The sequence below is a fragment of the Roseovarius lutimaris genome (assembly GCF_900115165.1).
In the GTDB taxonomy this organism is placed as follows: domain Bacteria; phylum Pseudomonadota; class Alphaproteobacteria; order Rhodobacterales; family Rhodobacteraceae; genus Roseovarius; species Roseovarius lutimaris.
Genome location: NZ_FOVP01000010.1, coordinates 91,216 through 103,440, shown reverse-complemented (window position 1 = coordinate 103,440; position 12,225 = coordinate 91,216). Strand labels below are relative to the sequence as shown.

The 12,225-nt window shown below is 60.8% G+C and carries 8 protein-coding genes; 1 reads left to right on the top strand and 7 read right to left on the bottom strand.

What is annotated here, in order from left to right; genetic code table 11:
• Positions 1 to 4: 4 nt before the first annotated feature.
• The 7 genes from uvrA to BMZ91_RS10285 all read right to left on the bottom strand — a co-directional run bounded on the left by uvrA (position 5) and on the right by BMZ91_RS10285 (position 11,646).
• A complete protein-coding gene (gene uvrA / locus BMZ91_RS10315; RefSeq protein WP_092838114.1) occupies positions 5 to 2,863 on the bottom strand; it encodes an excinuclease ABC subunit UvrA in 2,859 nt (952 codons plus the stop codon).
• Positions 2,864 to 2,961: 98 nt separating this feature from the next.
• Positions 2,962 to 3,519, bottom strand: a complete 558-nt coding sequence (locus BMZ91_RS10310; protein WP_245736307.1) for a class I SAM-dependent methyltransferase — start codon at positions 3,517 to 3,519, stop codon at positions 2,962 to 2,964.
• A gap of 148 nt (positions 3,520 to 3,667) precedes the next feature.
• A complete protein-coding gene (gene lpdA / locus BMZ91_RS10305) occupies positions 3,668 to 5,062 on the bottom strand; it encodes a dihydrolipoyl dehydrogenase (protein WP_092838111.1) in 1,395 nt (464 codons plus the stop codon).
• 136 nt (positions 5,063 to 5,198) lie between these two features.
• Positions 5,199 to 5,777 carry a DUF924 family protein gene (locus BMZ91_RS10300; RefSeq protein WP_092838108.1) on the bottom strand — a complete coding sequence of 193 codons (579 nt, stop codon included), beginning with the start codon at positions 5,775 to 5,777 and terminating at the stop codon, positions 5,199 to 5,201.
• Between the two features lie 104 nt (positions 5,778 to 5,881).
• Entirely contained in the window at positions 5,882 to 7,135 is a 1,254-nt protein-coding gene (locus BMZ91_RS10295) for an MFS transporter (RefSeq protein WP_092838105.1), read from the bottom strand.
• A 102-nt stretch (positions 7,136 to 7,237) separates the two neighbouring features.
• Positions 7,238 to 8,290 carry a tRNA preQ1(34) S-adenosylmethionine ribosyltransferase-isomerase QueA gene (gene queA / locus BMZ91_RS10290; protein ID WP_092838102.1) on the bottom strand — a complete coding sequence of 351 codons (1,053 nt, stop codon included), beginning with the start codon at positions 8,288 to 8,290 and terminating at the stop codon, positions 7,238 to 7,240.
• Complete coding sequence (locus BMZ91_RS10285) at positions 8,287 to 11,646, bottom strand: YhdP family protein (RefSeq protein ID WP_092838099.1); 3,360 nt, start codon at positions 11,644 to 11,646, stop codon at positions 8,287 to 8,289. Before BMZ91_RS10285 ends, queA begins: the two co-directional genes overlap by 4 nt.
• Positions 11,647 to 11,753: 107 nt before the next feature.
• Here BMZ91_RS10285 and BMZ91_RS10280 point away from each other — a divergent pair, with 107 nt between their 5' ends.
• Entirely contained in the window at positions 11,754 to 12,215 is a 462-nt protein-coding gene (locus BMZ91_RS10280) for a peroxiredoxin (protein WP_092838097.1), read from the top strand.
• The last annotated feature ends 10 nt before the right edge of the window (positions 12,216 to 12,225 follow it).

Here is a 12,225-nt window from a genome sequence, read left to right as displayed (position 1 = left end):
AATCCTATTCGGCGGCGACGCGGCGCGCCGCCAGCATTTCTTTGAGGTAGTGCCCGGTATAACTGCGCGGTTCCTGCGCAACCTTTTCGGGCGTTCCCACCGCCACGATCTCACCGCCGCCATCGCCGCCCTCTGGGCCGATATCAATGATATGATCGGCGGTCTTGATCACGTCGAGGTTATGCTCGATCACGATCACCGTATTGCCGCCATCGACCAGTTCATGCAGCACTTCGAGCAGCTTTTTCACATCTTCAAAGTGCAACCCGGTCGTCGGCTCATCAAGGATATAGAGCGTGCGCCCCGTTGATCGCTTGGCCAGCTCTTTCGAGAGCTTCACGCGCTGTGCCTCGCCGCCCGACAGGGTCGTCGCCTGCTGGCCAACCTTGATATAACCAAGCCCGACCCGCGCCAGCGCATCCATCTTGTCACGGATCGCGGGCACCGCTTTGAAAAAGCTCTGCGCATCTTCAACCGTCATATCAAGAACGTCCGCTATACTTTTGCCTTTAAAGCGAATTTCGAGGGTTTCGCGATTATATCGCGCGCCCTGACAGGTCTCGCAGGTGACATAGACATCGGGCAGGAAATGCATCTCGATCTTGATCAGACCGTCGCCCTGACAAGCCTCGCAGCGCCCACCCTTGACGTTGAATGAAAACCGCCCCGGTTTATAGCCGCGCGCCTTGGCCTCGGGCAGCCCGGCAAACCAGTCGCGGATCGGCGTGAACGCCCCGGTATAGGTCGCCGGATTGGATCGCGGCGTGCGCCCGATGGGACGCTGATCAATGTCGATCACCTTATCCAGGTGCTCAAGCCCCTTGATCGTCTCGCAAGGTGCCGGTGTCTGACGCGCCCCGTTCAGCCGCATGCTTGCGGTCTTGAACAGCGTCTCGATCGTCAGGGTCGATTTGCCGCCGCCCGACACACCGGTCACGCAGACAAATTTGCCAAGCGGAAACTCGGCCGTCACCTCCTTGAGGTTATTGCCCGTCGCCTTGACCACCTTGAGCTTTTTGCCATTGCCCTTGCGCCGCTTGGCGGACACCGGAATTTCGCGCACACCCGACAGGTATTGCCCGGTGATTGATCCGGCATCGGCCGTCACCTCTTCGGGGGTGCCATGGCTGACCACCTGACCACCATGAACGCCGGCACCGGGGCCGATATCAAAGACGTAATCGGCGGTGCGAATGGCCTCTTCATCATGTTCGACCACGATCACCGTATTGCCCTGATCGCGCAGATTGCGCAGCGTGGTCAATAGCCGCCCGTTGTCGCGCTGATGCAAGCCGATGCTTGGCTCGTCCAGCACATAAAGCACCCCGGTAAGGCCCGACCCGATCTGACTCGCCAATCTGATCCGTTGGCTTTCGCCGCCCGACAAGGTGCCGGAATTGCGGCTAAGCGTCAGATAATCCAGACCGACATTATTCAGGAACCCAAGCCGCTCGCGGATTTCCTTGAGGATCGCACGCGCGATTTCATTCTTCTGCTTGCCAAGGTGATCGGGCACGGTTTCGCACCACTGATACGCCTCGCGGATCGACATCTGCACCACCTGCCCGACATGCAAGTCGGCAATCCGAACCGCCAGGGCCTCTTGCCGCAGGCGGAACCCGCCGCAGGTGCCACAGGGGCGGTTGTTCTGATAACGCTCGAATTCTTCGCGGATCCAGTTGCTGTCGGTCTCTCGATAGCGCCGCTCCATATTGGGGATCACGCCTTCAAAGACACGGCTCACTTGATAAATCCGGCCGCCCTCGTCATAGCGAAACGGAACTTCCTCCTCGCCCGAGCCATACAGGAACACCTGTTTCACATGCGCCGGAAGATCCTTCCAGGCGGCATTCTTGTCAAACTCATAGTGCTTGGCAATTGCTTGAATTGTCTGGGTGAAATAGGGCGACTTGCCCTTTCGCCAGGGCGCAATCGCGCCGTCGCTGACCCTGAGCGCCTCATCGGGCACCACAAGGCGTTCGTCAAAAAACCGCTCGGCCCCAAGCCCGTCACACTCCGGACAGGCCCCAAAGGGAGCGTTGAACGAAAACAGCCGCGGCTCGATCTCGGGGATGGTAAAGCCGCTGACCGGACAGGCGAATTTTTCCGAAAACGTCATCCGCTCAGGCTCGCCCTCTTTCGGCGCAGTTTCAAGGATCGCGATCCCATCGGCCAGATCAAGCGCGGTGCGAAAACTATCGGCAAGCCGCGTTTCAAGCCCTTGCTTGATCACAAGGCGGTCGACCACCACGTCGATGTCATGGCGGAATTTCTTGTCAAGCGTGGGCGGCTCGTCAAGCTCGTAAAACTCACCATCGACCTTGACCCGCTGAAAGCCCTGCTTGCGCAGCTCAAGAAATTCCTTGCGATACTCGCCTTTGCGATCCCGCACGATCGGCGCCAGAAGAAAGGCCCGTGTGCCCTCCTCCATCGCCATCACCCGGTCAACCATATCCTGCACCTGCTGGGCCTCGATCGGAAGGCCGGTGGCGGGCGAATAAGGCGTGCCCACACGCGCGAACAACAGCCGCATATAATCGTAAATCTCGGTCACCGTGCCGACCGTTGACCGGGGGTTCTTCGAGGTTGTCTTCTGCTCGATGGAAATCGCCGGGCTCAACCCGCTGATGTGATCCACATCCGGCTTTTCCATCATATCGAGGAACTGGCGCGCATAGGCCGAAAGCGATTCGACATAGCGCCGCTGCCCTTCGGCATAGATCGTATCAAACGCCAGGCTCGACTTGCCCGAGCCGGAAAGCCCGGTAATCACAACCAGTTGGTCGCGCGGGATATCCACGTCGATATTCTTGAGGTTATGCTCGCGCGCGCCGCGCACCTCGATATATTTGAGATCGGCCATTCTGCCCCCCGGGGTTCACGTGGCCTACAAATAGGTGAGACGGGCCATAGTTCCAAGGCCAATTTGCGAACGTTCCATGAACACGGTGGATCGGCGGTTTATTTCTGTGCAAGCGCCCAGGAACAGATCGGAAAATCCGGCTCATCCGTAAGGTCATCGGTTTCAGGATCATAGACCGGCGGCCATTCGCCCTCAAGATTACGCCGCGCCGCATGGCGGTTGCCCCATTGGCGCGCGTTGATCTTGCTTTCGTTGAAACCCGCCTCGATCAACAGGTTCTTCAAGCCGCGCGCCGTCCAGCGCGAACAATCCACCGGATCACCGTGATAGGGAATGAAGAACGGCACCGCGACCCAGAAATACCCGCCGGGGCGCAACATCTCCAGAACATGGCGCGTCGCGGCATAGGGGCGATCAAGATGCTCCCAAACCTGATTTGCCAGAACCAGATCAAAGCTAAGCGTTCTGCCCTCGGCGTCGCGATAAGGCCCCTCGCAAATGTCATATTTCGGATAGCGAAACCGCTCATAACTCTTGAACTCGAACCGCCGCCCGAATTTGCCCGAGACCTCGGCCGCATCCATCGTCGCGGGATCAAGCGCCGCCATCCATCGGCGCGAGGATTTCTGCATCACGATCCGATTGATACTTGCCACGGTCCGCCCTCTTGTTGCTCCGCCCCATTGTGCCGGGGCTGCAAAAAAGGCGCAAGCGTCACACGCCCGCGCCCCGCTGTTTCTTCTGGCCCTAAATATCCCGGGGGAGTCGCCCTTGGGCGACGGGGGCAGCGCCCCCAATCCATGGCTAGATATGAATTGCCCGGCCATAGGCCTCAAGCACCGATTCATGCATCATCTCGCTAAGCGTCGGATGCGGGAAGACGGTGTTCATAAGATCCTCTTCGGTGGTCTCAAGCTGGCGTCCGACCACATAGCCCTGGATCAGTTCCGTCACTTCGGCGCCAATCATATGCGCGCCCAAAAGCTCGCCGGTCTTGGCATCAAAGATGGTTTTCACAAGGCCCTCCGGCTCGCCCAATGCGATCGCCTTGCCATTGCCAATGAACGGAAACCGCCCGACCTTGATCTTGTATCCGGCGTCTTTCGCCTTGGCCTCGGTCATGCCGACCGACGCCACCTGCGGGTGGCAATAGGTACAGCCCGCGATGGCTTCGGGTTTGACGGGGTGCGGATGCCCGCCCGCGATCAATTCGGCCACCATGACGCCCTCATGGCTTGCCTTATGCGCAAGCCAGGGCGCGCCAGCGATATCGCCAATGGCATAAAGCCCGTCAACCCCGGCCCGGCAATACTCGTCCGTCACCACATGGCTGCGGTCGATCTTGACGCCCAGGTCTTCAAGGCCAAGCCCTTCGACATTGCCGACGATACCAACGGCGGAAATCACCGTGTCAAAGTCGTGCTTTTCAACCTTGCCGCCCACCTCGATATGCGCGGTCACCTTGCCCTTGCCGCGATCAAGTTGCTTGACCATGGCCTTTTCCATGATGGTCATCCCTTGTTTGACAAAGGCCTTTTTGGCGAAGGCCGAAATCTCGGCATCTTCCACCGGAAGCACGCGATCCATCACCTCGACCACGGTCGTATCGGCACCGAGGGTGTTGTAAAAGCTGGCAAATTCAATGCCAATCGCTCCCGATCCGATCACCAAGAGCTTTTTCGGCATCCGTGGCGGCACAAGCGCGTGCTTATAGGTCCAGACAAGATCGCCATCGGCCTCAAGCCCCGGCAATTCGCGGGCGCGCGCGCCGGTGGCCAGCACGATATGCTTGGATGTCAGCTCCTCTGTGCCCTTCTCGGTCTTGACGCTAACCTTGCCCTCGGCGGGCACGCTCGCCTCGCCCATGATCGCGGTCACCTTGTGTTTCTTCAACAGATGCCCAACGCCGCCATTCAGCTGTTTGGCCACCCCGCGCGAGCGCTTGACGACCGCATCAAGATCATAGCCGATGCCGTCGGCCTTGAGGCCAAATTCCTTGGCGCGGTGCATCAGGTGAAACACCTCGGAACTGCGCAGCAGCGCCTTGGTGGGAATACAGCCCCAGTTCAGACAGATCCCGCCCATATGCTCGCGCTCGACAATGGCCACATTCAGGCCAAGTTGCGCGCCCCGGATCGCCGCAACATAGCCACCGGGCCCCGCCCCGATTACGATCATGTCAAAAGCCTTAGACGCCATGCCGTCCTCCGTTTTCAAATTTAGTTTGGTATTAAACTATTTCAGGACGAACCACAACGCAGCATGGCCCTCCGGTTGCGCAAACACCCGGTAGCGATGAAACGCCTGCATCTGTGGGGAAAGACCCGTTCGCGGCTCAGGCGGCTTCCTTGAACCGGCGCAGCGTGGCACCATAGCCACCATCAGCCACATAGTCGCGTTCCACCTCCGTCGAGGCACGCGACAGCGCCGCATTGCGATAGGGAAAGCGGCCGAACTGGCGGATCACTTCACGATGCGCACGCGCATGCAAGAGATTTTCCGGACCGTACACCGGCATCCGCTCGCACATCAGGCGCACACAGCGTTCCTGATCACAGAGATTTTCCGAATGCATCAGCGGCAAATAAAAGAACTGTCGCGCCGGTTCATCGACCCGCAGATCCCAACCGCGCCTGATTGCTACCTTGGACGCTGCAAGCGCCGGTTGATCAGAGGCAAAGGCCCGCGCATCGCCGCGAAACATGTTACGGGGAAACTGATCGGTCAGGATGATATAGGCCAGAGTGCCCGTGGGATAGGTCAGCCAGAGACCATAAGCCCCCTCCTGTGCCTTATGCCATGCAGGCTCAAAGCGATCACGAACCGTCTGATCCAAGGCATCGGAGGCCTCGTACCACCGTGCCTGCCCCACTTCATCCAACCAGAAGCCAAGTACATCCTCGGGCGCAACCATAGGGAGAACTCCTCATTTTCCTATGATGTTCATCTTTATTAAACGGCAAAAACACCATTTCTCACAGTAACTTATTGCTACAGAAGGGACATAAATCCCGCCTGTCAATCGTTTTGCGCCTCCTGTGCGGCCTCGATGGCATAATCTTGCGCAAATTCCACAGCCATCGGTGAAGACGACGGCGACACCGGCGTGTAGCTGTCGGTTTCGCTTACCAAGGGTGCGGGGCGCTGTGTCATCCGGTAGATGGCATAGCCGACCAGCGCGAACATGAGCACCGCCATGTAAAGGAAATACCCCCCCGGCCCAATCGAGCCCATCATCCAGCCCACCAAAAGCGGCCCGGCGATCGCCCCGAGCCCGTTGATGAACACCATGCCACCCGCAGCGGCCGCCATGTCGTCGTGTTCCAGAAAGTCGTTGGTATAGGCGATCAGCAGCGAATAGAGCGGATTGGAGGTGCCGCCCACCAGGAAGGCCGCCACCAGAAGCATCCAGAAATTCGCCCCGAACACCATCCCGATCAGCGCGCCGATCCCGGTCACAAAAGACACGGCGGCAATCAGTTTGCGTCGGTCCATCCGGTCCGACATCCAACCCAGCGGATATTGCACCAGTACCGCGCCGATATAAAAGGCCGCCACAAAGGTTGAAATCTGCCCGACGCTCAGCCCCACTTCGGTGCCATAGACCGCCGCCATGCCGAACTGCGCAGCAAAGACCCCCCCGGTCAGAAACATGCCGACACAGCCTAGCGGCGAAATCTTCATGATCTGGCCCAGCGACAGTGGCTTGGTGGTGTCAAAGGCCGGTGTCGGGCTCACCGAGAGCAAGATCGGCGCAAATGCCAGCGACACAAGCACCGAAGGAATAACGAATAGAACATAGCCCGCCGGATCGGCCATCACCAGAATGCCCTGCGCCGAAATGATGCCGATCATCTGAACGATCATGTAAAGCGACAGGGATTTGCCGCGTGTCTCATTGGTGGAAGAGTTGTTCAGCCAGCTTTCGGCGGTCACGTAAACGCCGGAAAAGCAAAAGCCGATCATCACCCGGCCCACGGCCCAGGCCCAAGGATCGGCAATTGTCGGATACATGATCAGAACGGCCGAAATCAAAGAGCCAAGCGCGGCAAAGACCCGCACATGCCCGACCCGCCGGATCATCTCGGGCGCCATGCGCGACCCGGCAAGAAAGCCCAGAAAGTAGGACGACATGACGATCGACATCTGAAAGGTCGAAAACCCTTCCAGCGCGCCGCGCACCCCCAGAAGGGTGCCTTGCATGCCATTGCCGACCTGCAACATCATCATGCCCAGCAAAAGGGCCCATGAGCCCGACAGCACCTTGAACATCGCACGTCTCCTGTTTCTGTCCCGCATCCTAGCAGGTCATCATATGCGCGCAGAGCCAAAGACGACTCAGTTTGGTCCCTGCGCGGCCCCGGTGGCAGCGTTTCAACGAGGGGTCAACAGAGAAGCATCGCCATAGGAAAAGAACCTGTAGTTTTCAGCCACCGCATGCGCGTAGATCTGGCGCAGCCGGTCCTGACCGACAAGCGCCGAGACCAGCATCATCAGCGTCGATTTCGGCAGGTGAAAGTTGGTCATGAGGGCGTCGGTGACACGGAAGTCAAAGCCGGGATAGATGAAGATGTCGGTCTCGCCCTGCCAGGGGGCGATCTCTCCGGTCGCACGCGCAGCCGTCTCGATCAGCCGCAGTGCCGTGGTGCCCACCGGAATGACACGCCCGCCCGCCGCGCGTGTGGCGGCAATTTCGGCGGCGGCCCCGGCGCTCACCTCGCCCCATTCGGCGTGCATTTTATGGCTCGTCACATCCTCGACCTTGACCGGCAGGAAGGTGCCCGCGCCGACATGCAGGGTAACGTGGCTAAAGGTGACGCCCATCCCGGCAAGCTGCGCCAAAAGCGGCTCATCGAAATGCAGCGAGGCGGTCGGCGCCGCCACCGCCCCAGCATGGCGCGCCCAGACGGTCTGATAGTCGGTCTTGTCCTGGCTGTCCGCCGGACGACGCGCCGCAATGTATGGTGGCAAGGGCATGGCGCCGGCCTCGGCCAGGGCCGCATCGAAATCCTCGCCCGCAAGGTTGAAGCGAAGCCGCCCCTGCCCGTCTTCCTTGGCCTCAAGCGTCGCCGAGAGATCGGGCGAAAACACCACCGTCTCACCCACCGATATCTTTTTAAGCGGCTTGATCAGCGCGCTCCAGCTGCCATCGGCGCCCGGCTCCAGAAGGGTCACCTCGATGCGCGCGGCACTCGCGCCCTGTGCCCCCAGCCGGTGGCGCTTCCCGCTTAGCCGCGCGGGGATAACCTTAGTGTCGTTAAGCACCAACCGATCCCCGGGGCAGAGCCAGTCGCCAAGCGCGCTGACCCTCGTGTCGGTGATCGCGTCGCCATGCGCCACCAGCAGACGCGCCGATGTGCGCGGACGCGCGGGCCGCGTGGCAATCAGCGCCTCGGGCAGGTCAAAATCAAAATCACTTAGCTTCATCTGTCCTGTCTTTGATAGGCCGGGGCGCGGTCCGGCGTGTCATCTGGGGCCGATGTCTGCGCGGGCCCATCACCAAGCGTCGGCGCCGGCTTGCGGAACAGGTTACGCAACGCACCCGGAGCCAAAGCCGACAGCGGGTTGATCGAAACCTGCGGATCAGAGGCAAGGCCCTTCAGCTTGTAATTGACCCCGAAAAGCCCCTCGCCAGCGCGATTGAAAATCCCACCGAGGGAATTCACCAGATAGACCGGAGACACAACCCCCCGCATGTTCATCTGGCCGCTTTCCATGTAATAAAACCCGTCCATCGACACGCCAAGAGCCGCGCCGACCGCGCTGCCCTCAAGCAGGGTCAGGCGATCCGGCGTCAGGCGGAACCTGGCATCGACCCGCGAAAAGTGGAGCCCCTCGCCGTTGAATTGTTCCAGGAGACCAACCACACTTATCGTGTTCAAAAGCGCCCCAAGCGCCGCAGCCTCTTTGATGCGGAACTGATCAATCGAAAGCGTGCCGTCATAGCTGCCCGGTTCGGGCGCAGGGGTCATGATCAGATCCATCGTGCCTTCGCGCGCCTGTTTCAGAAAGCCGGCCGAGCGGAGCACGCCGCCGGCATCCCTTGACTGAATGCGAAACGCGCTGCGCCCGTCCATCGGCACCACGCGCCCGTTTACCAAAGTCGCGCCGTTCACCCTGCCGGTGAAATTTCCGTCCGTGCCATCAGCGGTATCAAGCTCGGCGCGAAAATCCGTCAGGGAAATCCCGTCCGAAACCTGCAAGCGGTCAAGTTGCAACGACACCGGCCCCCCGGCAGAGCCGCTGTTGCGGCTGCCATTGCCCCCGCCCTCGCCGCTCAGCGAGGTCTGGCGCAGGTCGATCGTGCCGCCGCGCACCTCGACACGCGGGCTTTGCCCGGCACCGCGCCCGACCAATGTCACCGGCGCCGCCAACCAATCACCGATCTTGACGGTCTCAAAGGCCGCGCGATCCAGATCGCCATTGGCGTTCAGGGTGACACTGCCGCGCGCCTCAAGCCCGCCGCCGTTGAACTCGAGCCGGTCGATACCGGGCGGCTCGCCGATCGTGCCCGCGACCTCAAGGCGCGCGGTGGCGGCACGCGGCAAGGCCCAGCTCAGCTGTTTCAGGCTAAGGCCGACGCCCGCAAGGCCCGAGGTCAGATCAAAGCGCGCCGACTGGCCCTTGGCGAAACTGATGGTGATATCCGCAGGCCCCGCGCCCGAGATGCTGCCCGGTGGCAGGCCGATGTTGAACTCATCGGCGAATTGCTCTGAAAGCTCGATCACGCCTGACACGCTGCTGTCGCCAGCCGTGCCAACGCCAAGCGGCATTTGCCAGGCGCCGCTGACCGGCACACGCCCGATGCGCGCATCGCCGCCAATCTCGATGCCGGTATTGCTGGCCGTGACCAGCAATTCACTGGCCGCCAGCACCCGGTCCTTGACCAGCGTTTCGCTGCGCACCCCGGTAAGGGTGCCGGTCACGTCATAGGCCACTTCGGCGGGGGTCAGTTTCGGTTTGAGCAACAAATCAAGCTGTCCCGCAAGGGTCGCGCGCCCATCGGCCAGGGTCACCGGCTGCCCGGCCTTGGTCAAAAAGCGGAACGGCTCTTCATCAAGCAGCGACAGGGCGGCGGTCACGGTGCTGTCGGTGTGCAGGAGCGTGCGTGCGGGCCCGCTTTTCACGCGCACATCGGGGATGATGAAGCTGGTGCCCGCTATGTCGATCTTGCCGCCCTGCGCGGCCACCACATGACCGCTTTCAGCGGTGATCACAAAGCGGTTGTCATAGATTGACGCATGGCCAGAGGCCTCGGTGATCGGCGGGACCAGTTTCACAAAACGGGCTTGCAGACCCTCGAAATCAAACCCCAAGAACACATCGGGGCGATCGTTGGGGGTGGCGCGCAGGGCAAGCTGAATATTGCGAAGCTCGGCCTTCTGCACATTCTCGGCGATCCATGTCCGCGTCTTCGGCTTGACCGCCAGCGGCCACAATTCCAGGAGCCGGTCCGGCGCAAGCGCCCCCATCCGACCGTTGAGCGCCACATCCCAGCCATCGGTTTGACCGCGCACCGTGCCATCAAGCACGAAATGCTGGCCCTGATCCTCAAGGCTCAGCTCGCCCACGGACAGCACGAAAGGATCAAGCTGAAGCCGGATATCCGCCGCCGCCCGATCCAGAAGAATGGGGTCGGGATAAAACTCCGCCGGATCGGCGCGGATGTCACTGACTCGGATCTGTGCCTGCAATTCGCGCGGCCAGCCGTTTTCCATGCCGACAAGAAACGCGGTGCCCTCGGCGCGCGCCGAGACCCATTTGCTATCGAGTGACAATTCCGTAAACCGGATTTCATTGGCTTTGGGATCATAGGTGAAATAGCTGCGCGCCGATTGAAACGCGATCGGCGCCGTGGCCGGGGTGGGTTGCAACACGCCGGCGCCGATCTGAAGTGTCGCGCTCAGCGGCCCAAGCCGCCCCTCGCCATCGACCGTGGCCCGAAGCGCCCCTGAAATCGGGGCATCCAGCGCATCGAGCCAGACCAGAGCAGGCGATTGCCCGGAAATGTCACCCGAGGGCATGTCGTCGAACTTCACGCCAAAATCGGCCTCTTTGTGACCGATTTGCCCGCCATAGCTGACCTCGAGCGTGGTGGCATAATCGCGCGCGCCAAGCAGCGCGACATCACCGCGAATGCCGATATGCGTGCCGTCGCGCGTCAGAACCACACGCCCGCCATCCGCGCTCCAGGCGCGGCCCGCACGCGCATCCTCATAGCGCAACGTCAGATTGTCGGCCTCGATCCGGTTCAGGGCGGCGAATTGCGGGCGGGAAAAGACGGCATCAATCTGATCGGTCAGATTGGCAAATCTTGTGCCCTCGGCCCCGGTCGCGCCCAGCCCTTCGAGCGCAATGGAAAATGCGCCATCGGCACGCCGCCGCAAGATAAGGCGCAGCCCTGACAGGCGGACCGACGAGGCCTTGACCTTGCCATCAAGGATCGGCTCGGGCGCAACCGTGATCTCAAGCTCGGAGAGATTGGCCACCTGCCCGCCATCGCCCCCCTTGAGCGCCACATCGCGCAGCAAAAGCCGTGGCACGAACTCGTCACTCACCACCATCGACATGGTGCCAAAGTCGAGCTGATACCCCGGCAGATCGGCATTGATCCGCTGCGCAATCCTTTGGTGAAGCCAGTCGGGCGCCGTCAGCCGGGTGCCTATCGCCAGCGCCGCCGCAATCGCCCCGGCAAGAACCACAACGCAGACACAAAAAGACAGACCCAGCCCAAATCGCCTGAGCCGCCGTTTTCGCGTGCCGTGCTTGTTTATATTGCTCATTTGTTCCGATTGGGTGGCTTTGCGCCGCCCGTTGCTGCCTCTTGCCTTTATTCTCGCCTTTTACGTCCTAATATGGAACTCACAATTTCGCATCACAAGGAGCGGCCATGCCCGACACATCCGATATCGCCCCCGATTTCACCCTGCCACGCGATGGCGGGGATAGCCTGACCCTGTCGGGCCTGCGCCCCAAAGCGGTGGTTTTGTTCTTCTATCCGCGCGACAATACCTCTGGCTGCACCAAAGAGGCGATTGCCTTTTCCGGCCTCAAGGACGCGTTTGACGCCGCCGGAGCCACAATTGTGGGGATTTCCAAAGATAGCGTTGCCAGCCACGACAGATTTCGCGACAAGCAGGGCCTAAGCGTGCCGCTTGTCTCGGACGCCGAAAGCGAAACTTGCGAAGCCTATGGCGTGTGGAAGGAAAAAAGCATGTATGGCAAGACCTTCTTTGGCATCGAACGCTCGACCTTCCTGATCGATGGCGAGGGGCGCATCGCGCGGGTCTGGCGCAAGGTCAAGGTGCCGGGGCACGCCGAAGAGGTGCTTGAGGCGGTGAAGTCGCTGTGAGCGTGCAAAC

What these genes read in the sequence shown, in the direction of transcription:
- uvrA (WP_092838114.1), bottom strand. Translation starts at nt 2,863, where the DNA reads ATGGCCGATCTCAAATATATCGAGGTGCGCGGCGCGCGCGAGCATAAC.
- lpdA (WP_092838111.1), bottom strand. Translation starts at nt 5,062, where the DNA reads ATGGCGTCTAAGGCTTTTGACATGATCGTAATCGGGGCGGGGCCCGGT.
- BMZ91_RS10300 (WP_092838108.1), bottom strand. Translation starts at nt 5,777, where the DNA reads ATGGTTGCGCCCGAGGATGTACTTGGCTTCTGGTTGGATGAAGTGGGG.
- BMZ91_RS10295 (WP_092838105.1), bottom strand. Translation starts at nt 7,135, where the DNA reads ATGTTCAAGGTGCTGTCGGGCTCATGGGCCCTTTTGCTGGGCATGATG.
- queA (WP_092838102.1), bottom strand. Translation starts at nt 8,290, where the DNA reads ATGAAGCTAAGTGATTTTGATTTTGACCTGCCCGAGGCGCTGATTGCC.
- BMZ91_RS10285 (WP_092838099.1), bottom strand. Translation starts at nt 11,646, where the DNA reads ATGAGCAATATAAACAAGCACGGCACGCGAAAACGGCGGCTCAGGCGA.
- BMZ91_RS10280 (WP_092838097.1), top strand. Translation starts at nt 11,754, where the DNA reads ATGCCCGACACATCCGATATCGCCCCCGATTTCACCCTGCCACGCGAT.